Annotated in this window: 30 protein-coding genes and 1 pseudogene; 16 read left to right on the forward strand and 15 right to left on the reverse strand. The window is 66.9% G+C overall.

Annotation, left to right across the window (positions count from 1 at the left end):
• The first annotated feature begins 293 nt into the window (after positions 1 to 293).
• Positions 294 to 611 carry a hypothetical protein gene (locus BLR41_RS01565; protein WP_245693699.1) on the forward strand — a complete coding sequence of 106 codons (318 nt, stop codon included), beginning with the start codon at positions 294 to 296 and terminating at the stop codon, positions 609 to 611.
• A gap of 70 nt (positions 612 to 681) precedes the next feature.
• Here the strand turns inward: BLR41_RS01565 and BLR41_RS01570 are convergent, their stop codons facing one another.
• Positions 682 to 1,602 carry an erythromycin esterase family protein gene (locus BLR41_RS01570; RefSeq protein ID WP_092625604.1) on the reverse strand — a complete coding sequence of 307 codons (921 nt, stop codon included), beginning with the start codon at positions 1,600 to 1,602 and terminating at the stop codon, positions 682 to 684.
• A 232-nt stretch (positions 1,603 to 1,834) separates the two neighbouring features.
• Between BLR41_RS01570 and BLR41_RS22655 the strand changes: the two genes are divergently transcribed.
• The gene (locus tag BLR41_RS22655) at positions 1,835 to 2,011 is read left to right on the forward strand and encodes a hypothetical protein (protein ID WP_176797758.1); all 177 of its coding nucleotides are present in this window, start codon (positions 1,835 to 1,837) and stop codon (positions 2,009 to 2,011) included.
• Between the two features lie 454 nt (positions 2,012 to 2,465).
• Here BLR41_RS22655 and BLR41_RS01580 read toward each other — a convergent pair whose 3' ends face one another.
• Positions 2,466 to 3,386, reverse strand: a complete 921-nt coding sequence (locus BLR41_RS01580) for a methyltransferase domain-containing protein (RefSeq protein WP_176797759.1) — start codon at positions 3,384 to 3,386, stop codon at positions 2,466 to 2,468.
• 545 nt (positions 3,387 to 3,931) lie between these two features.
• Here BLR41_RS01580 and BLR41_RS23290 point away from each other — a divergent pair.
• The 3 genes from BLR41_RS23290 to BLR41_RS01595 are packed head-to-tail and all read left to right on the forward strand — an operon-like array spanning position 3,932 to position 5,421.
• Positions 3,932 to 4,069 carry a hypothetical protein gene (locus BLR41_RS23290; RefSeq protein ID WP_245693701.1) on the forward strand — a complete coding sequence of 46 codons (138 nt, stop codon included), beginning with the start codon at positions 3,932 to 3,934 and terminating at the stop codon, positions 4,067 to 4,069.
• Position 4,070: 1 nt separating this feature from the next.
• Positions 4,071 to 4,592: a DUF6879 family protein gene (locus BLR41_RS01590; protein ID WP_092625610.1), complete on the forward strand. Its 522-nt coding sequence runs from the start codon at positions 4,071 to 4,073 to the stop codon at positions 4,590 to 4,592.
• Positions 4,573 to 5,421, forward strand: coding sequence for a helix-turn-helix domain-containing protein (locus BLR41_RS01595; RefSeq protein WP_092625612.1), 849 nt, complete (start codon positions 4,573 to 4,575; stop codon positions 5,419 to 5,421). The genes BLR41_RS01590 and BLR41_RS01595 overlap by 20 nt, the downstream gene beginning before the upstream one ends.
• On the opposite strand, the gene BLR41_RS23760 is transcribed toward BLR41_RS01595, so the two are convergent.
• Positions 5,319 to 5,642, reverse strand: coding sequence for a helix-turn-helix domain-containing protein (locus tag BLR41_RS23760; protein ID WP_176797760.1), 324 nt, complete (start codon positions 5,640 to 5,642; stop codon positions 5,319 to 5,321). The two genes, BLR41_RS01595 and BLR41_RS23760, sit on opposite strands and share 103 nt — an antisense overlap.
• 111 nt (positions 5,643 to 5,753) lie before the next feature.
• On the opposite strand from BLR41_RS23760, the gene BLR41_RS01605 reads away from it, so the two are divergent.
• The 3 genes from BLR41_RS01605 to BLR41_RS01615 all read left to right on the forward strand — a co-directional run bounded on the left by BLR41_RS01605 (position 5,754) and on the right by BLR41_RS01615 (position 7,610).
• Positions 5,754 to 6,065 (forward strand): hypothetical protein, encoded by a 312-nt coding sequence (locus tag BLR41_RS01605; protein WP_092625614.1) that lies wholly within the window; start codon positions 5,754 to 5,756, stop codon positions 6,063 to 6,065.
• 137 nt (positions 6,066 to 6,202) lie between these two features.
• A complete protein-coding gene (locus BLR41_RS01610) occupies positions 6,203 to 6,439 on the forward strand; it encodes a hypothetical protein (protein WP_092625616.1) in 237 nt (78 codons plus the stop codon).
• Between the two features lie 346 nt (positions 6,440 to 6,785).
• Positions 6,786 to 7,610: an alpha/beta fold hydrolase gene (locus BLR41_RS01615; RefSeq protein ID WP_092625618.1), complete on the forward strand. Its 825-nt coding sequence runs from the start codon at positions 6,786 to 6,788 to the stop codon at positions 7,608 to 7,610.
• A gap of 147 nt (positions 7,611 to 7,757) precedes the next feature.
• On the opposite strand, the gene BLR41_RS01620 is transcribed toward BLR41_RS01615, so the two are convergent.
• Genes BLR41_RS01620 through BLR41_RS01630 form a run of 3 tightly spaced genes read right to left on the reverse strand, consistent with a single transcriptional unit; the run spans position 7,758 to position 10,489 of the window.
• Positions 7,758 to 8,531: an SDR family oxidoreductase gene (locus BLR41_RS01620; RefSeq protein WP_092625620.1), complete on the reverse strand. Its 774-nt coding sequence runs from the start codon at positions 8,529 to 8,531 to the stop codon at positions 7,758 to 7,760.
• A 12-nt stretch (positions 8,532 to 8,543) separates the two neighbouring features.
• Entirely contained in the window at positions 8,544 to 9,929 is a 1,386-nt protein-coding gene (locus BLR41_RS01625) for a GntP family permease (RefSeq protein WP_092625622.1), read from the reverse strand.
• 35 nt (positions 9,930 to 9,964) lie between these two features.
• Positions 9,965 to 10,489: a gluconokinase gene (locus BLR41_RS01630; RefSeq protein WP_092625624.1), complete on the reverse strand. Its 525-nt coding sequence runs from the start codon at positions 10,487 to 10,489 to the stop codon at positions 9,965 to 9,967.
• 257 nt (positions 10,490 to 10,746) lie between these two features.
• Between BLR41_RS01630 and BLR41_RS01635 the strand changes: the two genes are divergently transcribed.
• Both BLR41_RS01635 and BLR41_RS23295 read left to right on the forward strand, forming a co-directional pair.
• Positions 10,747 to 11,481: an FCD domain-containing protein gene (locus tag BLR41_RS01635; protein WP_092626039.1), complete on the forward strand. Its 735-nt coding sequence runs from the start codon at positions 10,747 to 10,749 to the stop codon at positions 11,479 to 11,481.
• 228 nt (positions 11,482 to 11,709) lie between these two features.
• Positions 11,710 to 12,501: pseudogene (locus BLR41_RS23295) on the forward strand (L-lactate permease).
• Between the two features lie 367 nt (positions 12,502 to 12,868).
• On the opposite strand, the gene BLR41_RS01650 reads toward BLR41_RS23295, so the two are convergent.
• Entirely contained in the window at positions 12,869 to 13,153 is a 285-nt protein-coding gene (locus BLR41_RS01650) for a TM2 domain-containing protein (RefSeq protein WP_092625630.1), read from the reverse strand.
• A 351-nt stretch (positions 13,154 to 13,504) separates the two neighbouring features.
• A complete protein-coding gene (locus BLR41_RS01660; RefSeq protein WP_092625634.1) occupies positions 13,505 to 14,332 on the reverse strand; it encodes an SAM-dependent methyltransferase in 828 nt (275 codons plus the stop codon).
• Positions 14,333 to 14,531: 199 nt separating this feature from the next.
• Between BLR41_RS01660 and BLR41_RS01665 the strand changes: the two genes are divergently transcribed.
• The 4 genes from BLR41_RS01665 to BLR41_RS01680 all read left to right on the forward strand — a co-directional run bounded on the left by BLR41_RS01665 (position 14,532) and on the right by BLR41_RS01680 (position 18,645).
• The gene (locus tag BLR41_RS01665) at positions 14,532 to 14,783 is read left to right on the forward strand and encodes a GyrI-like domain-containing protein (RefSeq protein ID WP_176797761.1); all 252 of its coding nucleotides are present in this window, start codon (positions 14,532 to 14,534) and stop codon (positions 14,781 to 14,783) included.
• A 291-nt stretch (positions 14,784 to 15,074) separates the two neighbouring features.
• Positions 15,075 to 15,578 (forward strand): 2Fe-2S iron-sulfur cluster-binding protein, encoded by a 504-nt coding sequence (locus BLR41_RS01670; RefSeq protein ID WP_092626041.1) that lies wholly within the window; start codon positions 15,075 to 15,077, stop codon positions 15,576 to 15,578.
• On the forward strand, positions 15,575 to 16,567 hold the full coding sequence (locus tag BLR41_RS01675) for an FAD binding domain-containing protein (RefSeq protein ID WP_092625638.1): 993 nt from the start codon (positions 15,575 to 15,577) through the stop codon (positions 16,565 to 16,567). Before BLR41_RS01670 ends, BLR41_RS01675 begins: the two co-directional genes overlap by 4 nt.
• Entirely contained in the window at positions 16,564 to 18,645 is a 2,082-nt protein-coding gene (locus tag BLR41_RS01680) for a xanthine dehydrogenase family protein molybdopterin-binding subunit (RefSeq protein ID WP_092625640.1), read from the forward strand. The genes BLR41_RS01675 and BLR41_RS01680 overlap by 4 nt, the downstream gene beginning before the upstream one ends.
• Positions 18,646 to 18,733: 88 nt before the next feature.
• Here BLR41_RS01680 and BLR41_RS01685 read toward each other — a convergent pair whose 3' ends face one another.
• Entirely contained in the window at positions 18,734 to 19,102 is a 369-nt protein-coding gene (locus BLR41_RS01685) for an ABC transporter ATP-binding protein (RefSeq protein ID WP_176797762.1), read from the reverse strand.
• A gap of 345 nt (positions 19,103 to 19,447) precedes the next feature.
• On the opposite strand from BLR41_RS01685, the gene BLR41_RS01690 reads away from it, so the two are divergent.
• Positions 19,448 to 19,663 (forward strand): hypothetical protein, encoded by a 216-nt coding sequence (locus BLR41_RS01690; protein ID WP_092625642.1) that lies wholly within the window; start codon positions 19,448 to 19,450, stop codon positions 19,661 to 19,663.
• Between the two features lie 74 nt (positions 19,664 to 19,737).
• On the opposite strand, the gene BLR41_RS22665 is transcribed toward BLR41_RS01690, so the two are convergent.
• The 6 genes from BLR41_RS22665 to BLR41_RS01715 all read right to left on the reverse strand — a co-directional run bounded on the left by BLR41_RS22665 (position 19,738) and on the right by BLR41_RS01715 (position 23,268).
• Entirely contained in the window at positions 19,738 to 19,881 is a 144-nt protein-coding gene (locus tag BLR41_RS22665; RefSeq protein ID WP_176797763.1) for a hypothetical protein, read from the reverse strand.
• Between the two features lie 33 nt (positions 19,882 to 19,914).
• A complete protein-coding gene (locus tag BLR41_RS01695) occupies positions 19,915 to 20,223 on the reverse strand; it encodes a hypothetical protein (RefSeq protein ID WP_092625644.1) in 309 nt (102 codons plus the stop codon).
• A 185-nt stretch (positions 20,224 to 20,408) separates the two neighbouring features.
• Positions 20,409 to 21,071, reverse strand: a complete 663-nt coding sequence (locus tag BLR41_RS01700; protein ID WP_092625646.1) for a pyridoxamine 5'-phosphate oxidase family protein — start codon at positions 21,069 to 21,071, stop codon at positions 20,409 to 20,411.
• A 194-nt stretch (positions 21,072 to 21,265) separates the two neighbouring features.
• A complete protein-coding gene (locus BLR41_RS01705) occupies positions 21,266 to 21,598 on the reverse strand; it encodes a hypothetical protein (protein ID WP_092625648.1) in 333 nt (110 codons plus the stop codon).
• On the reverse strand, positions 21,582 to 21,821 hold the full coding sequence (locus BLR41_RS01710; RefSeq protein ID WP_092625650.1) for a DUF397 domain-containing protein: 240 nt from the start codon (positions 21,819 to 21,821) through the stop codon (positions 21,582 to 21,584). The genes BLR41_RS01705 and BLR41_RS01710 overlap by 17 nt, the downstream gene beginning before the upstream one ends.
• 553 nt (positions 21,822 to 22,374) lie before the next feature.
• The gene (locus tag BLR41_RS01715) at positions 22,375 to 23,268 is read right to left on the reverse strand and encodes a helix-turn-helix domain-containing protein (protein WP_092625652.1); all 894 of its coding nucleotides are present in this window, start codon (positions 23,266 to 23,268) and stop codon (positions 22,375 to 22,377) included.
• 222 nt (positions 23,269 to 23,490) lie between these two features.
• On the opposite strand from BLR41_RS01715, the gene BLR41_RS01720 reads away from it, so the two are divergent.
• A complete protein-coding gene (locus BLR41_RS01720) occupies positions 23,491 to 24,330 on the forward strand; it encodes an SAM-dependent methyltransferase (RefSeq protein ID WP_092625654.1) in 840 nt (279 codons plus the stop codon).
• Positions 24,331 to 24,505: the final 175 nt, after the last annotated feature.

Here is a 24,505-nt window from a genome sequence, read left to right on the forward strand (position 1 = left end):
ATCGGCTTGGTTAAGCATCCGCGTGGCGGTATGGGCATCCCCGTCGTAGGCCGCGATCCTCGGCGGCCTAGCAGTGCGTGTAGGCGTAAATTCCCGGATCGACCCGGCTGGCACGCATCGCCGCTCGGCGCGACTCACGTACTCACCGGCCACGCGAGCCGATTCCGCCGCGTGCCGTGCGGCCTTGAGGTGATCGTTGCCGACCGTGTACGCCAGTCTGTCACCGAGCTACCCCGCGATGACCCCCATTCAGCCACTGTGCACGAGTCCAAACCACGTCGATGCTGTGGGTAATGAGTGCGATCAGTGCCGTGCGATCCGGTCGCGAGCTGGGCCGGGCCGTCGTGGAACGGGGGAACTGCGTGGAGATCAGTGAGGAGAGCAGCCGGGTTGTGGTGTCGTGGTTCGTGCCGGAGGGCGACACGCACCAGCACGCCACGTTGGACGCGCTGCCGACCGAGGGCGGCGGGGTGAGCACGCTCGGCGGGCACGACTACGCCGACGCTCCCGCCGCCCGTGACCGCCGGATGCAGCACCTCCGGCCGTTCTGCGACCGCTGCTTCACCGCGTACCTGAAGCTCAACCGGGCCCAACCGAGTTGGAAGGGGTAGCCGGGGAAACCACCGCACGACACCGCGAACCGTTCGCACGCGGCAGCTCCGCTCCGCGGCTCCGAAGCGGCTACGCGGGAGTCAGTGGCTTGGTGGCGGTGATCCGTGAGGTGTGGATCAGGACGTCCAGGCACTCGTGCAACGGACCCGCATCGACTCGGAAGTCGTGGTCGCGTGTCGGCTCGTAGTGGGGGCCGATCATGCGGGTGCGCAGCGGGCTGCGCGACCAGTCGGTCACCGGCTGCGGAGCACCGGTCATGTTCTCCAGCTCCAGGAGTGCTACCTCGTGGGGCACCTCGGCGAACGCGTGCTCGGTGAAGTCGTACGGCGGAGGCGGCACGGGGAACGGTGCCTTCCCCGAGCCCACTGTGAGGGCGGCGACGCCGTAGTCGCCCCCGAGCTCGGCGCGCATGATCCCGCCCGCGTTGCGGTGGGTTTGATCGGGTGGCACGGTGCGCGGGTCACCAGCTACGACGTGGGCAGTACCGCCCAGGTGCACGATCCGCTGCCCGGTTCGGGCATGCCAAGCGAGATCGCTGCTGGCCAGGTACGTTTCGATCTCGGCGAGGCCGACGGGGCGCTTGACGTGGGCACCGTCGTGCACGATCGATACCGGGTCGTCCGGGTGCGCCTCGGTCCAGTTGCGCAGCCACCGCACGATGTCCAGCGCCTCACGGGTGCGCAGGAAGCCCTGGCTCGCGGCGATGAGTCGGGCCGGATCCCCATCTCCGGTGCGGACGTAGCGGTCGAGTGCCAAGGCCGTCTCACTGGTGCCCTCGATGGCCACCGCCCGGAAACCGGCTCGTTCGACCAGGCCCCGCAGCAGGACACGGGAGGCAGCGACCAACTCCCCGGCGGAGCGAACCGACGATGCCAGGCCGACTATCGCGGCTCGCGAGAGCGACTCCGGCAGCGGCGGCGTCTGGGGGCCGAGTGGCAAGGAGCGTGTCCGCGCAGCGATCCACTCGTGAAGCCCGGTTGCGGCAGTCATGCCGATGCCTCCTCTTCGGCTGTCTCGGCGGCGACGCTAGGACTTCGATCGAGCTTGAGGTCAACCTACGCTCGGGAACCACCGAGCGAAGGGAAGAACGAGACCGCTCGAACCGGTCCCGCCGCTGCAACCGATGCCGCTTCGAACTCCCGAACACGCGAGTCGGCGGGTTCATACAGGGCTGGCCAGGGTGTGAGCCGACCGTGGCTGTCTTACCCGATCGATACCCTGCGTGGGTCAAGCACAGGAAGTGCTGCCCGAGATGCTCAGCGAGGAGGTCGCACCGGCGCTTCGCGAGCTTCAGCTGCAAGGGTTCCGGCAAGTGGTACGGGGCGTCACGGATCTCGTGGCATCCGTGCGGGACGTCGCTCTACCGGCGCTGCACGCGCGCATCGAGGGGCGGGCTTAGCTCCACATCCGGTCGGTTCCCCCGTTTCACGGGGAGTTCTCCGGAATAATCATTTTGGCCGGCCGACCGTGCTGCTGGTGCCTGTCGGGGGATAGGCATCGGTGTTGATCGGTCCGAGTACCGGGTCGAACACCGTGATCCGTTCGGCGCGTTTTCCGGAATCGGCTTTCTGCCGACGGTTTTGCCAGAGGTCGAGCTGTGAGTTCTTCGTGCGGGTCTTTCCGTGGTATTCGCACCGTCCACCGCCGGTGGCGACCGTGCATCGGGTGCCCCTTTTTGTGGTCCCGCCGCACTGCACCGCCGGGTCGTGGATGTGGCACAGCCCGGAGGGACGCGCCCCGTTGGGGCAGGGCTTACCGGCCTTCGTGCTCGTTCGACAGCGCATGATCGGATCATGCCACTTTCCAGCATCAACCGGATGCACAAGGTAGCTGTTCGCGGTGTCACCGAGGCCTCAGACACGGATGTTCCAGGAGAGCACACCGTCCGCTGCATCCACTCGAACCGTGTGTGTGCCGTCCTGAGTCACGGTGAGTTCGTACTGCCACGGCCCTGGCCTTCCGGTATCTGACCACCAGGTGTAGGCCGCCTCCACCTCGTCCCACAGTCGGCGCGGGCCGAGTTGATGGACGATCCACGGATGTTCGTCACGCACGAGGATCACCCGTGCCCATGACTCCGAACGGATATCGTGTAGTTCGACGTGGCGGTGCTTCTCGTCGATGTCCACCACTGTCGGGTAGCAGTGCGGTACCCGAAGTCCGATCGTGAACGCGGCATGCTCGAAATCGAGCATCTCGAACAGCTCGCGGCCAATTCGTGCGGTGACTGACCGCTCCGCACCGAGCAGTTCCTTGTCCGTGGGATCCAGGAAATTCCGACGTTGACCCCGCACCCGCATGAAAGCGAGCCGCATGCCGAAACGACCGGATGCCGAGCCGTCCTCTTGCACTCGAAGCCGCGTCAGCGCGTCCTCACCGTAGTCGGTGCCCCACGGTGCCACGATCAAGCCACCGGCCTGCGTTTGGTCGAGCCATGCGGGAGGAATCGACCGGACGGATGCCGTGGCGACCACCCTGTCGTAAGGCGCTTCGGCCGGGTAACCCTCGACACCGTCCGCGGTAACCAGCAGTGGAAAGTAGCCTTCGGTTGCCAGAGCATTCCGAGCTCCTTCGGTCACTCGTGGATCGACATCGACCGAGACCACCCGCCCGGATCGGCCGGCTCGGTCGATCAGCAGAGCGGCGTTCCAGCCGGTTCCGGTGCCGATCTCCAGCACCCGGTGGCCCGTCCGTATGTCCAGAACGTCCAGCACGTCCGCCACCACGGACGGTTTGCTGCAGGAGCTGGTCGGCAGGAACCCAACACCTCTCACCGGCTCTGTCCCGTCGTCGACCTGTGTCGTCACTGGTTCGTCCGCCGCCACCATCCCATGCCAGCGTTCAGGCTCCCGTTCCTTGAAGACCGGGCGGAATCCACCAGTGATCGGATCGTCATCCCAGATCACGGACGGTATGAAACCAGCACGGGGGACGGTGAGCCTGTCGCGCCAATCGGTCACTTCGCCTACTTCTCGTCGTCGCTCTCGTGTTTGTTCCCGTCGCCCTTCTCGCCCCAGTTCTCCCACTTGTCCGGTTGGGGTTGTCCTTGTCCGTCCCGGTCCGTGTCGCGTTTGCCCATTGCAGGTTGTCTCCTTTCGTTCAACTGCCGTGAGGATCAGGCTGCCCAACATCATCGATGGCACGGAAGACCACGTGCGTAACCCGGTTATGCGACATCGTGAATACGGCCTTGTCCGGATCGGTCCCGTGATCGATGCTTCCGGACATGGAACTACGTAAGGTCTCCGGCTGTGACGACGACGAATGTCCGGCTGTTTACCTCTCGGACCTTGGAACAGCGGTTGTGCGGGGCGATCAAGTGCCGATTCGCGACGGCCCCACGTTGAGCTCGGGGGAAGCCGCTGTCGAGCTGCCGGTCGAAACCGTGCTGCACGCTGTGGCGGCGTTGTCCGGATCGGCGGCGCTGCGACCGGGCGAGGACTCGGGGAGGTACTGAAGTGCTTCTGGACGCCGAGGAGTTCGGCAGGAGGTTCGTCGAGTGTGAGCGTTCCGCCTGGCGCTTCGAATGCCAGTCCACCTACAACATGAGCAGGGAGCAGGAGAACTTACGGCTGTTCCGGGCCGGGGCATCGAAACCGGAGGGGCACAATTCGAGGTGGCACGAGCGGGTCCGTGCGTTCTCGGCGGCCGGTAAGACCATCGGACGTGTTCGGACTGTCCGTCGGCCGCTCAGCGAGTACCAGCGCTACCAGCTTGCCTGGGGGATTCCCGGTAATCTCGATGCCGGAGAAGACATCCGGATTCTCGACCTGACCGACCTGGAGTTCGACCTTCCCCCGCACGACTTCTGGTTGTTCGACGAGTCGCTGGTGGTGGAGTTGTGTTTCGACTCCGACGGCACTCTGGTCACCAGACAACAGCTGGAGAATCCCGATTTGACGCGGTATCTGGCGTGGCGGGACACAGCCTTGTCACATGCCGAGACGTTGAGCGACTGGAATGCTCGAACCCGACACTGAGCAGCGGGACCGCAGGAGCCTGGCTGAGACGCTCAGGCAACTGCGTGACGCGGCCGGGCTCTCCGGCGAGAGGCTGGCGGTCAGGACCGCGATGTCCCAGTCCAAGATCAGCCGAATCGAGTCCGGTCGAATCGTGCCGACCGTCGCGGATACCGAGCGGATCATGAGGGCTCTCGACGTCCCGCGCGAAACGAGGGAGGAGCTACTTTCGCTGGCCAGAGCCGCGAACATCGAGTACACCTCGTTGCGCTCCTCGGCTCGGGTGGGAATTTGGCGTAGGCAAGCCGAGATCAAGTCTCTTGTCGATTCGTCCTCGGTCGTCCGCCAGTTCCTTCCCGCGGCTCCTTCCGGGCTCCTCCAGACGCGAGAGTACGCGCGAGCCGCTTTGACTCCGGGCGTCGAAGGCAGACCGGCGCGTGACATCGAGCGTGCTGTACGCGCACGGCTGGAACGTCAGGGTGCGTTGCACGACGAGTCACGACGCTTCCGTTTCCTGCTGACGGTGCAAGCAGTGCGTACGAAGCGTGCCGAACCGGACGTCATGGTGGATCAGCTGCACCACATGATCGAGGTGGCGAACCTGCGGAACGTGGAACTGGCCGTGCTTCCCGACGACGCGCTGGTACGAGCTTCACCGTTGAACGTGTTCGTCGTCTACGACGATCGGCTCGTGACCGCCGAGTTGTTCTCCGGATCGGTCGCGTTGCGCGACCACCGAGACGTTACCTACCACCTGAACCTGTTCGCCCACTTCCGGGAACACGCCTTGTTCGGTGCGGAGGCGCGGCAACTGCTGCTCTCGATCGCCGAGGAATATCGTGGCGCGTGAGTGAAGCAGTGCACTGGAAACGCGGTCGACTGGCTCTTGCGGCGTTTCTCGTTCAGCTCGCGGAGTTGGCGCTTCACGTCGTCGAGCTCCCAGCGATATTGACCACCGGGAGTCGTCAAGCTGGGCTCCAGCTGCCCTGTCTTGGCGTAATGGGTGATCGACCGGTGTGAGATCCCGAGAGCTCGCGCCAGCTCCCCGCTCGTCAGCAGTCGATCGGACATGGTCCGAAGATAGTTCGCTCGATCGGTCGACGCTGCTCGCTTCGCTTGTTTAGCTAATAAAGCTACAATGGCTTTGATTGCTTGTTTTGCTAGTTTGAAGGTGAGGAAGGCATGACCAGTGGAAACGATCCGGCCCCGCACTTCTGGATGCCGATCCCGGCCCCCGAGTCGAAGCGGCACGCCTTCCGGGGCAGGCAGTGGGACGGATCTCCGGCGGCCGAGAGCCTGTGTGGTTCGGCGCTGCCGATGGCGCGCCCCAGCGAGATGGACTGGATCCAGTGCCCCACCTGTTGGCACTGCTGGCAGGAGTTGCTGGAACGGGCTCCCGAACCGGAGCCAACCTGCCAGGGCTGTCCCCACCGCTCCGGAAGGCGCGATCCGGAGACCATCCGCGCCGAACTGGAGCGAACCGAATCCCCTTGATTCCGCGGCAGCCGTGGAAATTCCGACCGACCGGAACGAGCGCGTCGGTCTCGGGTGGGAGACATGTACTCGTAAATTCGCCTCGTGTGGCGACCGGATCGTCGAAAACCCGTTGACGGCGGTGGTTCGATGACTCCATGGGTAGGGCTCAGTACAGCAAAACCATCCAACAAGAGATCTCCGGTTCGCGACGCAACGCCTACAAGTGCAAGAAGTCGAGGAAAACCGGGAAGGGCCAGGACATCCAGGGTCCGGTCAAGGGAAGACTGAAGCGTCCACTGGAGCAGGACGCCGCCGATCGGAAAGAGGAGAAGTACGGCAACTCGGTGCGAACCAGCTCCGCGGGACTACCGAGCAACGGAAAGCGTCGCTGAATCTCTCCGCGGCAGAGCATCCGCACTGCCGCGGGATTTCTAGTACCTACCGACTAATCTCGTTGCTGCATTCGGATGAATTTTCGGCGGAGCTCGAATTCGGTAATTCCAGCCGCTGTTGGGCTCCGTCGACACATTTCGACCCCCCACATGAAACATCCCGCCCCGCACTGAAACCGGATCACGCGTGCGGTCTCGACGCGTCCCGCTAACCCGAGCGCGCAACCGGTGACGGAATGCCCTGGGGCGCCCCTCCCGGCCTGCGTGGAGCGTGAGGTGGTGCGACCGTACGGGCACGCGGCGACACCCCGCCGCGTCATTCCATGATGATCTCGGGGGACATCGCATGGGCACCATCACCACCAACGACGGCACGGAGATCTACTACAAGGACTGGGGCGCGGGGCAACCGATCGTGTTCAGCCACGGTTGGCCGCTCTCGGCCGACGACTGGGACGCCCAGCTGCTGTTCTTCCTGCACCACGGCTACCGGGTCATCGCGCACGACCGGCGCGGCCACGGGCGTTCCGAGCAGACCGGCGAGGGTCACGACATGGACCACTACGCCGACGACCTCGCCGCGCTGACGGCGCACCTCGACCTGTCGAACGCGATCCACGTGGGCCACTCCACCGGCGGCGGTGAGGTAGTCCGCTACCTGGCCCGGCACGGTGAGAGCCGGGTCGCCAAGGCGGCGCTGCTCTGCGCGGTGCCACCGCTGATGGTGCGAACCGAGAGCAACCCGGACGGCCTGCCCAAGGACGTCTTCGACGGTTTCCAGCAGCAGCTCGCGGCCAACCGCTCGCAGTTCTACCGCGACATAGCCGCGGGCCCGTTCTACGGCTTCAACCGGCCCGGCGCGGAGCCCTCGGAAGCGGTGATCCAGAACTGGTGGCGCCAGGGCATGATGGGCGGCGCGAAGGCGCACTACGACGGTGTGGTCGCCTTCTCGCAGACCGACTTCACCGAGGACCTGAAGCGGATCACCGTCCCGGTGCTGGTGATGCACAGCCAGGACGACCAGGTCGTGCCCTACGTGGCCTCCGGGCCGCTGTCGGCGAAGCTGCTGCGCAACGCCACGTTGCGGACTTACGAGAACTTCCCGCACGGTATGCCCACAACGCAGGCAGAGACGATCAACGCGGACCTGCTGGAGTTCCTGCGCGGGTGACCCCCCACCGATGCCACGCGAGTGGCCGCTCCTGCCGTGCGAGTGGCCGCGACTGGCACGCGACGCCGTGCCCGGCATCGGTCGCGCGGCCGGGAAGGGGCGGTCCACGATGGGCCGCCCCACCCGGAATCACCGGCGCACCGCCGGTCAGACCACGGCCGTCATGCCGCCGTCGACGAACAGTATCTGCCCGTTGACGAACGACGCTGCGTCCGAGGCCAGGAACACCGCCGGGCCGAGCAGATCGTCGGTGCTGCCCCATCGACCGGCGGGAGTGCGCCCGGTCACCCAGCCGCTGAACTCGGGATCGGCGACCAGGGCCGAGGTCAGCTCGGTCGCGATGTAGCCGGGTGCGATGCCGTTGATCTGCAGGCCGCTGCCCGCCCACTCGGCGGTCATGGCCCTGGTCAGGTTCCGCAGCCCGCCCTTGGCCGCCGTGTACGGCGCGATCGACGGCCGGGCGAGCTCGGTCTGCACCGAGCAGATGTTGATGATCCTGCCGCTGCCGCGCCGCACCATGTCGCGCGCCACCGTGCGCCCCACGAGGAAGGCACTGGTCAGGTCGGTGCGCAGCACCTCCTCCCAGCGCTCGACCGAGAGGTCGAACATCGACTCGCGGTGCTGGAAGCCGGCGTTGTTGACCAGCACGTCGATTCCGCCGTGCCGGTCGGCGATCTCGGCCACCCCTTCGACGACCTCGGTCTCGGCGGTGACGTCGAAGCAAACCACGTCGCACTCGGCTCCGGGGACCGCCGCGCGCAGCGCGTCACGGGCCTCGGCTGCCCGCTGTCGGTCGCGGCCGTTGAGCACCACCGTGGCCCCGGCCTCGGCCAGCCCGTTGGCGACGGCGTTGCCGATGCCGCGACTGCTGCCGGTGACCAGCGCGACCCTGCCGGTCAGGTCGAACAGTTCGGATACCAAGGGGTCCTCCACTCAGGCGACGACGAACAGCAGGGAGGCGATGGCGAAGCCCATCAGTCCGATGGTGGTCTGCATGACCGTCCAGGTCTTCAGCGTCGTCTTCACGTCCATCCCGAAGAACCGGCCCACCAGCCAGAATCCGGAGTCGTTGACGTGGCCCGCGGTGACCGAGCCCGCCGCCAGCGCCAGCACCAGCGCGGCCAGCTGCACCGAGTTGAAGTCCTGTCCGAGCACCACCGGCTGGACCAGTCCGGCCGCTGTGGTCAGCGCGACGGTGGCCGAGCCCTGCGCGATGCGGATCACCGCGGCGATCACGTAGGCGGCGACGATCACCGGCATTCCGATGTCGGACATCACGTCCGAGAGCGCGTCGCCGATGCCGCTCGCCTGCAGCACGCCGCCGAACATCCCGCCCGCGCCGGTGATCAGGATGATCGCGCACACCGGGCCGAGCGCGGAGTCGAGCAGCTTCTCGATGACGTCCTGGCCGCGTCCCCGGCGGGTCCCGAGGACGTAGGTAGCCACGAACACGGTGATCAGCAGCGCGACCGGCGTGGCACCCAGGGTGCGGGCTACCTGGAACCAGCCCGCTTCGGGGTTCGCCCATCCCGCTTCACCGGCGGTGTTCAGCCCGGTGTTGGCGAAGATCAGCAGCAGCGGAAGCAGCAGCAGCGAGATGACGGTGCGTGCGCGGGGCGGGTTCTCGTCCTGCTCCACGGGAGCACCGCCGTTGAGCAGTTCCGGCACCGGCAGCACGATGCGCTTGCCCGCCCAGAGGCCGTAGAGGTAGCTGGTCAGGTACCACGTCGGGATCGCGACCACGAGAGCCAGCGCCAGTACCAGCCCGACGTCGGCGCCCAGCAGCCCGCTCGCCGCCACCGGGCCGGGGTGCGGTGGAACGAAGATGTGCATCACCGAGAAGGCGCCCGCCGTGGGCAGGCCGTAGCGCAGCACACCACCGCCGAGCCTGCGTGCCACCGCGAACACGATCGGCAGCATCACGACGAGTCCCGCGTCGAAGAAGATGGGGAAACCGAAGATCAGTGAGGCGATACCCAGCGCCATCGGTGCGCGTCGTTCGCCGAACCTGCTCAGCAGCGCGTCGGTCAGCGACTGGGCTCCTCCGCTGACCTCGAGGAGTCTGCCGAGCATCGCGCCGAGCCCGACCAGCAGCGCCACGCTGGCCAGCGTGGAGCCGAATCCGCTGGTGAGGGTATCGACGATGCTGTTCGCCGGGATACCCGACGCGAAGGCGGTGGCGAGGCTGACCAGCACCAGCGCGAGGAAGGCGTGCACTCGCAGTTTGATGATCAGGAACAGCAGCACGGCGATCGCGGCCGCCGCTATGCCGAGTAATGGGCCCGAACCCATTGTTTGTGTCCAGCCATCGATGTTCATTCAAAAGCTCCGTTGCTTTGTACCGGTTTCGATGGTTATCGCGCGGCGTGGCATGTGCCGGGGTCGAGAGCCGCGAGGGTCTGCCGCACGATGTCCTGCGGGGTATCGACGATGTCGACGGTCAGGCCGGCCTCGTCGGGGTGTAGCGGTTCGAGGTCGTCGAACTGCGACCGCAGCAGTGAGCTGGGCATGAAATGCCCGGAACGGCTAGTGAGCCTTCCCTCGATCGTTTCGGCGGAGCCGGACAGGTGCAGGAACCGCACGTTCGCCCGGGCCTGGCGCAGGACGTCCCGGTATGTCCGCTTCAACGAGGAGCAGGTCACGATCGTGTTCGTTCCGCTCGTGGCGTGTCGGGTGATCCAGTCGCGGATCCGCCACAACCAGGGCATCCGGTCCTCGTCGGTGAGCGGGACACCGGCCGTCATCTTGGCGATGTTGGCTTCGGGGTGGAACTCGTCGGCCTCGGCCGAGGGCCGATCGAGCTGTTGGGCGAGCAGCTGCGCGACGGTGCTCTTGCCCGCCCCCGAAACGCCCATCACCACCAGGCATGTGGCTGTCATACGACTCCCTCGTCGAGCTGCGTCCGTTTCCGTGTCGTGTCCACGCGGCTAAAAAGTATTACCTTTGACGGCGAAAGTTATCACCAAATGATGTGACTGGGAAGACATTCGGAACTCGGTAATCTGTACGGGTAAACCCGGTAGCCGTGGAGCAGGAGAACAACGTGACGAGGTCCGGACACGGACACGAGGGGAGTGAGCAGCGGACGGGTTCTGCGAACGGCACCGCATCCGTGCGTGCTTCACCGGCCGGTGCGGTGGGACGCGGTGGCGGGGATTCGAGTGTCGAAGTGCTGCACAGTGGTGTGTTGGACACGCTCGGTCAGGAGATCGCCGACGGTCGGTTGCCCACCGGGCACGTGCTGACACTCGACATGCTCGAGGAACGGTTCGGGGTCTCGCGCACCGTGATGCGGGAGAGCGTGCGGGTGCTGCAGTCGATGGGACTGGTCACGTCCCGACGACGGGTCGGCATCACGGTTCAGCCGAGGCGGTCCTGGAACGTGTTCGACCCACGTGTGATCTGGTGGCGACTGGCGGGGCAGGGGCGGGACGCCCAGCTGCGTTCGCTGACCGAGCTTCGCATCGCGGTCGAACCACTGGCCACCGCCGACGCCGCGCGCAACGCTCCGGGCGAGGTGAGATCACGTGTGGTGGAGCTGTCGTCGATGATGCGCGCCAAGGGCGAAGCGGGCGAGCTCGACGACTTCCTGGAGCTGGACATCGAGTTCCACACCGCGTTGTTGCGAACCAGCGGCAACGAGATGTTCGAGGCGTTGGCCGATGTGGTCGCCGTGGTGCTGCGGGGGCGGACCCAGCTGGGCCTGATGCCGCACCAGCCGGTTCCCCGGGCGCTGGACCTGCACGAGCGTGCCGCCCACGCCGTGGCCAACGCGAGATCGGAGGAGGCCGAGGAAGCCATGCGCGAGATGCTCGCCGAGGTCCGGGACGCTGTCGTTCCGGTCTGGGGGAATCCTCCGGTGGGCAGGTAGAGCTCCGCCGACAAGCTCCTCTTCGGTGGGGCGGCCGGATTCTTCCGGATGGTTGCGACGACGAGTGGACCTCCCCGCCGCGTGGTGGTCGGCCGCGTCGGCCGCGCTCACGGCAGGTGGCCGAGCGCGCTCGAGATGCTGTCGGCGGCGCGCATCACCGTCGGGGCCAGCGTGGCGAGCTCGTCCATGCTGTGCTCCAGGGACAGCGCTGAGCCGCTGACGCCGCCGATGACCGCCGCGGCCATCGCCGGGGGAGGCGGTTCCGTCGAGGACTCCGGTCCCGAGCGGGATCACCGTTCAGAGGTGGTACGCGCCTTCGCGCCCTACGTGATCATCATCCTGGTCTTCTCGCTGGTACGGATCGAAGCGCTTCGAGCGCCGCTGGCGGCGATCGGAACCACCTTCGCCTGGCCGGGACTGGACATCGTCTCGGCATCCGGTGCGTCCGTCGACACCGACTACGAGTTCACCTTCGGGTCGACGACCGGCACCCTGCCGCTGATCTCCGGGCTGCTGTCCCTGCCGTCCCTGCGCGTCTCGCCGCGCGACGGGGTGCTGGTGTGGGGCCGGACCGTGCGCCAGTTCGGCTGGGCGATCCTGGCGATGTTCGCGCTGTCCTACGTCATGAACTTCTCCGGTCAGATCACCACGCTCGGCAGGTGGCTGGCCGACACCGGGCCGTTCTTCGCGTTCCTGTCGCCGATCGTCGGCTGATTCGGCGTCACGATCACCGGTACCGACGCGGGATTCAACGCGCTGTTCGGCAAGCTGCAGAGCACGGCGGCCTCCCGGATCGGCGCCGACCCGGTGCTGCTCGGTGCGGCGAACTCCTCCGGCGGCGTGATGGCCAAGATGATCTCACCGCAGAACCTGGCCGTGGGGACCGCCGCGGTCGGCCTGGTCGGCCAGGAGGGCGTGCTGTTCCGCCGCATCTTCGGATGGAGCCTGCTGTTGCTGCTGGCCGTGTGCTGTCTGGTGTTCCTGCAGTCCACCCCGGTCCTCGGGTGGATGGTGCCTTGACCGTCGATCGGAGACGGATGTTCAGCCGCGAATCCCTGGTGACGGCGGCCTCTACCGGTGCGGCGGCCGCGTGGCTGCCCGGTTCCGCGCCGCTACCCCCCCGGGGCGCGATAGTCGAGATGCCGCGACGATTTCGCGCGAAATTTTCGCCCGGTCGGTGGCCGGATCGCCTCGTAAGCGGCGATTACGTGGGAACGAATCCCATGTGCCGGTGACGGGCGGCGTGGGTGGTGTGCCCACGCCGGACCCACTGGGAGGATCTACGGCGCGGACCACCACCGGATGAGTGCGCCAGTGACCGGAACGAACCGGGACGGCACTTTCACCGGGTCACGGTCGCACCACCGCGCGGGCAACGACCGCGTCGTTACCCATTGCTCGCGGCGCGCTGCCGCAGTTCGCCGGCCAGCTCCAGGTTGTGCTGCTTGATCCAGCCGGGGATGAGGAAGGCGTCCACGAGTACCCACACGGCACTGATGGGGCTGGTGATGACGAGCACCGTGCACACCAGCTGCGCCACGGCGGTCCCCACGCGGTTGCCCGCGTAGAACCGGTGGGCACCGAACAGGCCGAGAAAGAACCACAGCACGTAGCTGACCACCAGCGACTTCTGTCTGGCCTGGTACTCCATCATGTCGTATTCAGCGTTCAACCGGATATCTCCTCATGGGGCGCCTTGGCAGAGCCGCCTTATTCTATGTTCCTCCCGGTTGCGGTCCCGATCGGGGCCGCAAGGTGCGCCCGTGGGGTTCACGAGGTGGTTTTCAGGTGCGTGACCAGCGGTTTCGGTGTCGCGAATTCCTGTGGTGCGGTGTGAGGTTCACCTGTCGTGAAAGCGAGATCGCGCCGAGCGAGCGGGAGAACACGAATTCGTATCCGTTCGGTTTTCCGGTCGTTGTGATTCGTCCGGACGTAAGGGAACGGCAGCGCCGGAATCCCACTCCGGAGTTGTCGCATCGTTGTTTCGCGGGAATTTCGCCGGAAATTCACGGGCCTCGGTGAGTCACTCCGGTACCTGGGCCAGCCCGGCGTAGATCCCGCTGGGCTCGGTGGGGCCCGCGATCTCGCCGTGGTGCCAGTGCTGGGCGTAGCGGACTCCCGGTTCGACTAGTCGGGTGCCCTCGAACAGGCTCAGTACCTCCTCCAAGTCCCGCGGGTACGCCTGGTGGTCGGCCCGGCTGCTGCGGATGCGCTCGGCTACGCCGCTCGCGTTCACGTCGCCGTCGTCGGTGGTCAGGTGCGAGATCGCGATGTAGCTGCCGGGCGCCAGCCCCGCCCGGTAGCTCGCCACCGTCTCGCGCAGCCGATCGGTGTCGGGGAAGTACTGCAGCACGCAGAGCAGCGACACCGCCACCGGCCGGTTCAGATCCAACATGCCGCGGGTGATCGGCGAGTTCAGCACCTCCGCCGGGTCGGTGAGATCCCCCCGCAGGATCGTGGCCCGGTCGACCCCTTCGAGCAGCAACTCGCTGTGCGAGACCGCCACGGGCTCGTTGTCCACGTACACCACCCGGGAATCCGGGGCGTGCCGGTGCGCGATCTCGTGCACGTTGCCGATCGTGGGTACTCCGGAGCCCAGGTCGAGGAACTGGTCCACCCCCTGCCGACAGCAGTGGGTCACCATGCGGCGCAGTAGTGACCTGTTCTCGCGAGCCATGTTCGCGATCCGGGGCTCGCTCTCGGCGATGTGATCCCCCAGCTCGCGGTCCACGGCGAAGTTCGCCGACCCGCCGAGCCAGTAGTCGTAGAGCCGCGCGGGGTTGGGAAGCCCCACGTCGGTGTCGCCGGAGAACCGGTGAGCGCGTTCGGGCGATTCGTCGATGCCGGTCATAAGCTCTCCCAAACCGGAGGTTCGCGACGAACACAGCCTACGCCCCGCCCCGAGCCGACACACCCAGAAGTGAATACGGTTTGGATCCGCCGTTCGACGCGGAACCGGACGGCTCGTGCGCGGGTCCCGCTCGCCGGTGATCGACCTTCTGCTTGACCGCCTCGGACACGACCCGACCGCGTCGGGCACGAAAGGTCGGGTGGACGCGACGGCCGAGGACAGCCCGGCCGAGTTCCTGCAGGGTGTGGTGTCCTCGGCCGCCGTCCCCGAGGAGGAAGGCGTCGCGGAGCGCGTCGTGCCCGCCGGGACGTGGGCCGTGTTCCACTCCGAGGGCGACCCCCCGGAATCCGCGCAGTACATCTGGCGGGACGTGTTCGCCCGGTGGTTCCCCGCCCGAGCCCTACCGCGGCGTGCCCGATCCGGAGATCCTGAGTGCCCAGCCGTCCGGTGACGGCACCCGGATGAAATACGAAGTGTGGCTGTCCGTGGCACACACCGGGTGAGCCGAGTTCGCCGTTCCGCACGGGGCCTTGCCGTGGTGCACGGCTCCGTGCGGTTCCCGGGTACACCGTGGTCGTCCGGCACCGGGGGGCGGCGGTGAAATCCCTTCCCGTAACGGGGGATGTTCGACGTGAGTTCGCACCGCGGGCGGACTGCGCGCGTACGATGATCAGTGAACCCCGCTCTGCCACGGGTGTCGTTCGAGATCACCGCCCTACACGATCAAGAGGCGATTTTCGGAATGGACTCGGAGATAACCCTGCGGGTGGACGGACGGCGGGAAACGCTGTCCGTGGACACCCGAACCACTCTGTTGGACGCACTACGCGAACGATTGGGGGTGACCTCCCCGAAGAAGGGATGTGACCACGGGCAGTGCGGCGCCTGCACCGTGCTGCTGGACGGCAGGCGCGCCACCAGCTGTCTGACCTTCGCCGTCGCCAACGAGCACAGTGAGGTCGTCACCGCCGAAGGGCTGGCCGAGAAGGACGAACCGCACCCGGTGCAGCAGGCGCTGCTGGACAACGACGGTTTCCAGTGCGGCTACTGCACGCCGGGACAGGTCTGCTCCGCGGTGGGCATGTTGGACGAGGTCAAGTCGGGCTGGCCCAGCTACGTGACCGATGACCTCGAGGAGCCGGTGGAACTCGACGAGGACGAGATCCGCGAACGCATGAGCGGCAACCTCTGCCGCTGCGGTGCCTACGCCAACATCGTCACAGCCATCCGAGAGGCCGCCGAGTGAAACCCTTCGACTACCAGCGCGCCACCGACGCCGACAGCGCCATCGCGACCGTCAGCCGCGATCCCGAAGCGCGCTACATCGGTGGTGGAACCAACCTCGTGGACCACATGAAGCTGGGGGTCACCCAACCCGGGAAACTGGTCGACATCACCCGGCTGCCCTACGACTCGGTCGAGTCGCTGCCCGACGGCCGGGTCCGCATCGGCGCCACGGTACGCAACAGCGACCTGGCGGCGGAGCCGGTGATCCGGCAGCGCTACCCCCTGCTCGCGCAGGCACTGCTGTCCGGGGCCTCCGGGCAGCTGCGCAACCTCGCCACCACCGGCGGCAACCTGCTGCAGCGCACCCGCTGCCCCTACTTCCAGGACGTCACCACCCCGTGCAACAAGCGCGAACCCGGCTCGGGGTGCTCGGCGCTCGAGGGCTGGAACCGGCACCACGCCGTGCTCGGTGCCTCCGAGCGGTGCGTGGCTACCCATCCCTCGGACATGGCGGTCGCGTTGGCCGCGCTCGACGCCGACGTGCTGGTGGAGGGGCCGGACGGGCAGCGCACCGTGCCGGTGACCGAGCTGCACCGGCTGCCGGGCGACGAGCCGGAACAGGACACCGTGCTGCGGCACGGCGAGCTCGTCACAGCGGTCGAGCTACCCCCGCTGCCCTTCGCAGTCCGTTCGCGCTACCGCAAGGTGCGGGACCGGGCCTCCTACGCCTTCGCCCTCGTCTCGGTGGCGGCGGCGGTCGAGGTCTCCGACGGCGCGATCACCGAAGCCCGGATCGCCTTCGGCGGTCTCGCGCACAAGCCCTGGCGGGCAACGGCGGCGGAACGGGCGCTGCACGGCGCTCCGGCCACGGAGGAGACGTTCCGCGCCGCGGCCGATGCCGAACTCGCCGAGGCGGAGACGCTGCGCGACAACGAGTTCAAAATCCCCATGACCCGCAACACCCTGGCAGCGGTGCTGCGCGAGCTCACCCAGCAGGAGGGATCATGACCGGAATGACGCGGGCCATCCCGCCGGGCCCGGAACGGGTCGAGGGCCGCGCCAAGGTGACCGGCACCGCGCCTTACGCCTTCGAACATCCCGTCACGGATCCGCTCTACCTGCACCCGTTGCGGGCGACGATCGCGCGGGGGCGCGTCACGCGCATCGACACCGACGCGGCCGAACGGGTCGACGGGGTGCACACCGTGCTGACCCACCACAACGCGGCCACCCTGAATCCCGTCGGTGATCCCGAACTGGCCGTGCTGCAGTCCGACGGGATCGACTACCGCGGCCAACTCATCGGAGCGGTGGTCGCCGAGACGCCGGAGATCGCTGCGCACGCCGCCGGGCTCGTGGACGTTCGCTACGAGCGACTACCGCACGACAGCGAATTCCGGGACGACGCGGCCATCGTCTACACCCCGGATGCCGATGCCAGCCCCATGCTTTCGCCGGATCTGGAGCGGGGCGACGTGGACGCCGCGTTCGCCGAGGCGGCCCACACGGTGGACGCCACGTACACCACCCCGCCCGAGCACCACAATCCGCTCGAACCCCACGCCGTCATCGCGACGTGGGACGAGGAGGGGCTCACCCTCCACGACTCGAATCAGGGCTCGCACCTGGTGCGGGACCTGCTGGCCGCGCTGGTCGGCATCGACAAGGAGCGGGTCAGCGTGATCGCGCCGCACGTCGGGGGTGCCTTCGGATCCAAGGGGATGCCGCACGGCCACGTGGCGCTGACGGTGCTGGCCGCGCGCCGGACGGCGGGCAGGCCGGTCAAGTGCGCGTTGTCGCGCACCCAGATGTTCGAGCTGGTGGGTTACCGCCCGCCCACCCGGCAGCGGGTGCGGCTCGGTGCCGACCCCGAGGGCCGACTCACCGCCACCGAGCACGACTCACTGGAGCAGACCTCCCGGTTCAAGCAGTACGCCGAGCAGAGCGCGAGCGCCTCGCGGGAGATGTACGCCTCCCCGAACCGCCGCGTAACCAACCGGCTCGCCGCGCTGGACGTGCCCGCGCCGACCTGGATGCGGGCTCCCGGTGAGGCTCCCGGGATGTACGCGTTGGAAACCGCTGTGGACGAGCTGGCGGTTCGGGTCGGGATCGATCCGATCGAGCTCCGGGTGCGCAACGAACCCGAGGTCGCTCCGGTCTCCGGGTTGCCGTTCTCCAGCCGCAACCTGGTCGCCTGCCTGCGGCAGGGTGCCGAGCGGTTCGGATGGCACGAGCGCGATCCCCGGCCGGGAACACGGCGGGAAGGCGACTGGCTTGTGGGCACCGGGGTGGCCGCCGCCAGCTTCCCGACCCTGTTCTTCCCGGGATCGCTGGCCACGATCCACCACGAGTCCGCCGGGAAGTACCGCGTGGAGATCGGCGCGGTCGACATCGGAACGGGATCCCGCACGGCGCTGACCCAGCTCGCGGCCGAGGCGCTGGAGGTCCCCCTCGAGAACGTGGAGCTTCGGCTCGGCAGCACCGAGCAGCCGCACGCCAGCCTGGCGGGCGGGTCCACCGGAACGGCCTCGTGGGGATCGACCGTCGTGGAAGCGGCGCGTTCGTTCCGCACCGAACACGGCAGCGAGCCGGCCGAGGGGGTCGAAACCACGGCGGGTGCGGCCGACAATCCGGACATCGGAAAGTACGCGATGCACGCCTACGGTGCGCAGTTCGCCGAGGTGCGGGTCCACGTCGACACCGGTGAGGTGCGGGTTCCCCGGATGCTGGGAGTGTTCGCGGCCGGACGGATCGTCAATCCGCGCACCGCGCACTCGCAGTTCCTCGGCGGGATGACGATGGGGCTCTCCACGGCGCTGCACGAGCACAGCGTCGTCGACGAACGGTTCGGTCACGTCGTCAACCACGACCTCGCCGGGTATCACATCGCCGGCAACGCGGACGTGGGCTCGATCGAGGTGAGCTGGGTCGACGAGCACGATCCGCACGTCAACCCGGTGGGCGCCAAGGGAATCGGCGAGATCGGGATCGTCGGCACGGCGGCGGCCATCGGCAACGCCGCGTACCACGCCACCGGCGTGCGGGTGCGGGATCTGCCGCTGACTCCCGAGAAGTTCCTGTACTGATTCCCGCGCGGCACTAGGCACCGGTTCCGCCGGGAACCGGTGCCGGGACGTGCCCGGCCGACCGGGAGATCGAAGCGAGCCGTGGGCGTCACCTGCGGCCCGTGGTGGGCCGCCTGCCGGTGGAGGTGGGCCTGCCGCCAGAGGTGGCTCTGCCGCCCGACTTCGAGCTGGCCCCCGGCCTCGAACCGCTGCCCGACCTCGAACCCCCGGAGCGGGCCGAGCCGCGAGCCGCTTCCTGCCGCCTGCCCCAGGTGTTGTGCCAGCGCCAGTTGATCCAACCGTCCAGCACGAGGACGAGGATTCCCAGCACGGCCATGATCAGGCCCAGCACGGGCATGATCGCCAGGCCCACGAATAGCGCCGCCACCAGCAGCGGGACGACCGCTATCCAGCAGAAGGGATCGATACTGCCGACGAACGTCGGGTTGCGTTCGGCTCTGCTCGGTTCACGCGCCAACGGAGTGCTCGCTTTCCAGCGGGTCGGGGGCAGCAGCGATTATCGGCGGTTCCCGCGTTCGAACCGACCGCAGGGGTGCCGTTGTGCTTCCACCCTGCGTCAACTCCCGTGATGTCGGCACGGTTTCACCTCAAGGTGTGGAATTGGTCACGCTCGGTTCGAATTCGGCGGTAAGTGCCCACTCGGGATAACACTCTATAGTGTGAGTTCTTGATGATCTTGCCGAGCGTTCGTGCTGCCGGTACAACCGGCGCGGTTGCCGGACGCGGTCTGCCGGTCCGGAGGTGGAGTTTGGCTATCGGTTCGTCGCGTACTTCGCGGAGGAGATCGTTTGTTACGGCTTTCGTGGCGTGGTCCTTCGTCACGCTGCTCAACTTCGTGACACTGCTGATCACGTTGAGCCAGGTGCCGGACCGCAACTACTGGGTTCTGCTGATCAACCTCCTCTGCGTCCTGCTGGGTGGCCCGATGGCGATGCTGTACGGGGTGTTTCTCTACCGTGCGAGGCAGCGTGGTGAGGCCGACGGGAGCGCGCGGGCGGACACCCAGCGTGTGTCGTAGTTACCCAGGATTAGTCCTGTCAGGAGCGCTGCTCGACCGGAGCGCTGCCGAGAAACACCGCGGTGGCATAGCCGTCAGCCCTCGCGGCCGATCCCGTCGCCGTCCGAGTCGAGCCGATGCGGGTCACCCGGTCGCGCGCCACTGATCGTATTCCCGTGCTTGTCGTTCGGTCGGTGGAGCGCCGCCTTGGCGAACCCGTCGCGCACCAGCTCCGGCACGTGAACACCTCGACATCCGTCCGGTGGGGAGCGTCAGTCGGTCCCTTCCGCCGTTTCCGCGGAGCGGTGCTTGTTCGGCCGCAACGTCGAGCGGTCGGGGAAGCCGAACCGCCATTTCTCGGGTTTCAGCGGTCCCGTGGGACTCGTTTCCATGGTCGTGAAGCGCCGCAGTACGAGGAATCCGGCACTGCCGGCCGCCACGACCGTGAGCAAGCCCACCCAGAGTGGCGGCTGCAGTACGTTCACGACGAGGGAAGCCAACGGAGCCGACATCATCCCCACGCCGCGCCAGAAGTGCTCCCGCTTGGAGAGCTGCTGGAAAATCCCGTTGTCGAGTCCCATGATCGTCTCCGATGCGCGCGTCCCCGGGACCAGATCACCATGCCGGGAGATCACGGGTCAACGCGGAAGTGCGTCCGATCACGACGGTCGTGGTCCCGACCGTTCGTTGCGGTGTTGCTGCCCGCCCGAACGGGGCTGGCGCTGATCTCGGTCGCCACGACCGGAAGGACGAGAGTGAGGGCCGGTCAGCCGTACAGCTTCGCCGCGTACTCCGCGCCGTAGTACCCCTCCAGCTCGGCAAGGCTCTTCTCCGGAGTCTCCAGCGCCTTGGCGATGGCCGGGCGCGAGTCCACCGCCTCGGGGTTCCAGCTCTCCGGGTTCCAGAGCCCGGAACGCATGAACACCTTGGCGCAGTGGTGGAAGACCTGCTCGATCTCGACCACCAGTGCCAGCCCCGGGCGGTGTCCCTTCACTTCCATGCGTTCGAAGAACGGGGCACGCCGCACGATCCGCGCGCGTCCGTTGATCCGCAGCGTGTCGCCTCGCCCCGGCAGCATGTAGAGCAGCCCGACATGCGGATTGCGCAGGATGTTGCGAAAGTTGTCCGCGCGGCGGTTACCGGGCCGTTCCGGCAGCGCGATCGTGGAGTCGTCCAGCACCAGCGTGAATCCGGGCGGGTCTCCCTTGGGCGAGACGTCGCAGTTACCCAGTTCGTCGGAGGTCGCCACCAGGCAGAACGGGGAATGAGCCAGCCACTGTCTGTCCAGTCCGTGCAGTCGGCCGCGTTCCTTGTCCAGCGTACGCCGCAACGGAGTGCCCAGCAGTTCCCGCAGGTTCTCCTCGTCGGTCACTTCGAGCTGCTCGGATTCCGAGCCGCCGTATCCCGCACTCCCGGTTGGATCGTCCATTCGAGCCACTTCTCCTCCGGCGAGATTTGCCCGCCTCGAACACGGTAGACCGTGGTTACGAGGCGGGCAGTGATCCCGGTCATGCCGGCCGGAACTTCCGGGCCGATGACGGCCGCGCGGTTTCGGAAGGTTTTTCCGGCGGTAAGGGAGGTAGGGCTACCGACGGATCTCGGGGGCCCCAGGTGGGCGCGGTTTCAGAATCCCGCTGCGACCAGTAGGGCTCCGGGCGTGTGGTCGTCGGGAAGTTCGAGCAGCCGGTCGAGCACGTCGCAGACCCGGCCACTGGAATGCCACCAGGTGGTGCTCGGTTCGAAGACGTTCTCCTCGTAACTCGGCATTCTGGTGGCCGTCACGCTGTCCTCGGATTCGATGCGGACCACGTCGATGACGTTGTCGTGCCCCCGCACGCCGACCAGCGCCTGCAGTTCGCCACGGGAATCGGTGGACTGCATGAACTGAAAACCCCGGGCCATAAGTTCACGCAGTCGCGCGTCCGAATCGCACTGGGTGTCAGTTGATGAAGTCATCGAACTCCCCGTCCTTCGCGCCCGCCACGAACGCGGCGATCTCGGCACGGGTGTAAACGAGAGCGGTGCCCTCCGGATCGCGGGAATTGCGCATGGCGACTTCGCCGCCGTTGAGCGCGGCGACCTCCACACAGTTCCCGATCGCACCGCTGTGCCTGCTCTTGCGCCACCGCGCACTCGGCAGCTCGGCCGCCGAGGTGCTGGTGCGGATCATCTCGCTCATGTGGTCACCTTTTCTGCGTGTTGTGCATCTGCACGTGCACGAGATCTTGCCAGCGGTATACCGAAAAGGCAATGCATCTGCACGTGCAGCTGCACGAATACACACGATCGTGCGAGATTGTTCAGGCTTCCTGTGCAGGGTGTCGTCGGGGTATCCTGCCCGGAAAACCGGTCCTCGGCCGGTTGTGCCACGTGAGCCGCTGGCATCGCGCGCTTCGCGGGGCTATGTCCGGGAAATCCGATTCCCGGTTCGTATCGGTGGAGCCCCTCGGGTTCGGCGATGCGACTCACCTGAATGGGCGACTGAGGTGGCCGTGAGTGATCGGCGTGCCGAGACCGGCCCCCGCCCTCGGGAAATCCAGTCCTCGCCTTCGGGAAATCCACCCGTCGGAAACCCACCCGCGGGGCCGGTGACGCGGCTCCCCAGTGACGCGGCCCCGGAAGCGGCGAGGCACGTGGCGTAGGCGGTTACCGGGTGGTCGGCCCTCCCGAAGCGCTGGTCAGCGGGAGGTTCCGCCACGTAACCACCTACGAGAACCGGACCGAACCGGGACTCAGAGTTCCGCCCGCACCTTGTGCAACAACTTCCTGGACTCCTCCGGAGTCTCGGCGTCCACGGTCAGATGGTCGAACACCCTGCTGTACTGTTCGATCTCCTCCGGTTTGTCCAGGTGCAGCGCGCCCGCGAGATGTTCCACGTAGACCAGGTTCGGCAGCTCGGGTTCCGCGAAGCGCAACATGCTGAACGAGCCCTCGGCGGCGTAGCCGCTGAGCCGGTACGGGAGCACCTGCAGGGTGATGGTGGAACGCTTGGTCATTTCCAGCAGGTGGTCCAGCTGTTGCCGCATCACGCCGAGTCCACCGATGGGCCGGTGTAACACGGACTCGTCGATCACCGCCCACACCCGAGGGGCTTGCGGCCCGTTGAGCAGTTTCTGCCGCTGCATGCGCAGTGCCACCCTGCGCCGAACGCTCTCGTCGGCCAACTCCGGCCTGCCGTGACTGGCGATGGCTTTGGCGTAGGGCTCGATCTGCAACAGCCCCGGTACGAACTGAAGTTCGTAGGCCTGGATCCGCGAGGCCGACTCCTCCAGGCCGACGAAGTCCTGGAACCAGTCGGGCATCAGATCGCTGTAGCGGTTCCACCAGCCGGGCTGTTTGGACTCGCGAACCATTTCCAGGAACGGTCGTTGCTGCTCGTCGTCGGTGACCCCGTAGCACTTGAGCAGGTCGCGGACATCGCGTTCCTTGAGGCTGACCTTGGCGAGCTCGATCCGGCTGATCTTGGATTCGGAGCCACGAATCTCGTCCGCTGCCTGGGCTCGTGTGATGTCGGCGTTCTCACGCAGCCTGCGCAGCTGTGCGCCCAACACGATTCGTCTGGCTGTCGGCTTCGGATGTTCCTCGACGTGTTCGTCATCGGATTCGCCGGAATCGACGGTGGTCATCCCCACTCCTGTTCGTCGGTGTACACACCGGATTCTCGCTTTCACACTGTAGTCGGCAATGAACTCGTTCGGGGGGAAGGCGATCCGGCATTCGTGCCAATCGAAGTTCTGCCGCACGGTTTCGTGAGGTTACCTCCTCGTGCTTGCATTTACAGCATGCGCTGACACTCCTACGCCGAGTGCACCGTCCGACTCTGAACCCCACCCCGACACGAGGTCGAGATGATCGAAGCAGGAGCCCCGCCGGAAAGCGACACTCCGGTCCACATCGATACGAGCAAGGCGAGTATCGCCAGGGTCTACGACGCGTTTCTCGGTGGCAAGGACAACTACGAAGTCGATCGGCAGGTCTTCGAGGGAGTCAAGCAGGCAGCGCCGGAAGCGGCGGATCTGGCCTGGGACAACCGCGAGTTCCTGATTCGGACGATCCGATTCCTGGCCAGCCAGACCGACATCTCGCAGTTCCTGGACTGCGGTTCCGGCTTACCCACCGCCGAGAACACCCACCAAGTGGCGCAGCGGCTCAGACCCGAGTCCAGGGTCGTCTACGTGGACAACGATCCGGTGGTGCTCGCCCACGGCCGTGCGTTGCTGGAGGAGAACGAGAATACGCACTTCAGCCCGGCCGACATCTTCCAACCGCGGGCCATTCTGGAAGACCCGGTGGTCAACGAGCACATCGACTTCTCCCAGCCGCTGGCACTGCTCCATGTAGGAACGCTGCACCACCACGTCGGCGAACGCGATCCCGGCGACATCATGCGGGAGTACATCGAGGCGTTGCCCTCGGGATCGTTCGTGGTGTTGAGCCATTTCTTCGATCCGCAGGACGACGGCCACTACACCGCGTTGGCCAACAGGATGGACGATCGCTTCACCCACAGTCCGATGGGAAGCGGGAAGTTCCGCACCGAACAGCAGATCCGGAGCATGTTGCCCGGGTTGGAACTGGTGGACCCGGGGCTGGTGCGGTGCTGCGACTGGTGGCCCGACGGCCCCCGCTACAAGCAGGAGCCGGAAGTGTCGAACTGCATCGTCGGGGCAGTGGGCCGCAAACCCTGAGCGAGGTCCCCGAGCACCTCTCCGAACCCGCTCGGTGGAATCTCCCGCCGAATTTCCCGCGAAATCTCGCCGGGGCGGAACCCGAGACGGCGACGACCTCGGGCAGTGCCCCTGTGGTGCCGCGCCTACGGCACTCTCGTGTCGCAGGCGCCCCGCCGCGACGTCCGCTTCGGGA

Source organism: Actinopolyspora mzabensis, from assembly GCF_900101095.1.
Lineage (GTDB): Bacteria > Actinomycetota > Actinomycetes > Mycobacteriales > Pseudonocardiaceae > Actinopolyspora > Actinopolyspora mzabensis.

Bases quoted from the DNA above. Each gene is read 5' to 3' on its own strand.
- BLR41_RS01695 (WP_092625644.1), bottom strand. From the start codon at position 20,223: ATGGGACTCGACAACGGGATTTTCCAGCAGCTCTCCAAGCGGGAGCAC.
- BLR41_RS01715 (WP_092625652.1), bottom strand. From the start codon at position 23,268: ATGACCACCGTCGATTCCGGCGAATCCGATGACGAACACGTCGAGGAA.
- BLR41_RS01660 (WP_092625634.1), bottom strand. From the start codon at position 14,332: ATGACCGGCATCGACGAATCGCCCGAACGCGCTCACCGGTTCTCCGGC.
- BLR41_RS01710 (WP_092625650.1), bottom strand. From the start codon at position 21,821: ATGAGCGAGATGATCCGCACCAGCACCTCGGCGGCCGAGCTGCCGAGT.
- BLR41_RS01570 (WP_092625604.1), bottom strand. From the start codon at position 1,602: ATGACTGCCGCAACCGGGCTTCACGAGTGGATCGCTGCGCGGACACGC.
- BLR41_RS01630 (WP_092625624.1), bottom strand. From the start codon at position 10,489: ATGACAGCCACATGCCTGGTGGTGATGGGCGTTTCGGGGGCGGGCAAG.
- BLR41_RS01625 (WP_092625622.1), bottom strand. From the start codon at position 9,929: ATGAACATCGATGGCTGGACACAAACAATGGGTTCGGGCCCATTACTC.
- BLR41_RS01720 (WP_092625654.1), top strand. From the start codon at position 23,491: ATGATCGAAGCAGGAGCCCCGCCGGAAAGCGACACTCCGGTCCACATC.
- BLR41_RS01595 (WP_092625612.1), top strand. From the start codon at position 4,573: ATGCTCGAACCCGACACTGAGCAGCGGGACCGCAGGAGCCTGGCTGAG.
- BLR41_RS01670 (WP_092626041.1), top strand. From the start codon at position 15,075: ATGGACTCGGAGATAACCCTGCGGGTGGACGGACGGCGGGAAACGCTG.
- BLR41_RS01615 (WP_092625618.1), top strand. From the start codon at position 6,786: ATGGGCACCATCACCACCAACGACGGCACGGAGATCTACTACAAGGAC.
- BLR41_RS01700 (WP_092625646.1), bottom strand. From the start codon at position 21,071: ATGGACGATCCAACCGGGAGTGCGGGATACGGCGGCTCGGAATCCGAG.
- BLR41_RS01680 (WP_092625640.1), top strand. From the start codon at position 16,564: ATGACCGGAATGACGCGGGCCATCCCGCCGGGCCCGGAACGGGTCGAG.
- BLR41_RS01610 (WP_092625616.1), top strand. From the start codon at position 6,203: ATGGGTAGGGCTCAGTACAGCAAAACCATCCAACAAGAGATCTCCGGT.
- BLR41_RS01705 (WP_092625648.1), bottom strand. From the start codon at position 21,598: ATGACTTCATCAACTGACACCCAGTGCGATTCGGACGCGCGACTGCGT.
- BLR41_RS01605 (WP_092625614.1), top strand. From the start codon at position 5,754: ATGACCAGTGGAAACGATCCGGCCCCGCACTTCTGGATGCCGATCCCG.
- BLR41_RS23760 (WP_176797760.1), bottom strand. From the start codon at position 5,642: ATGTCCGATCGACTGCTGACGAGCGGGGAGCTGGCGCGAGCTCTCGGG.
- BLR41_RS01565 (WP_245693699.1), top strand. From the start codon at position 294: ATGAGTGCGATCAGTGCCGTGCGATCCGGTCGCGAGCTGGGCCGGGCC.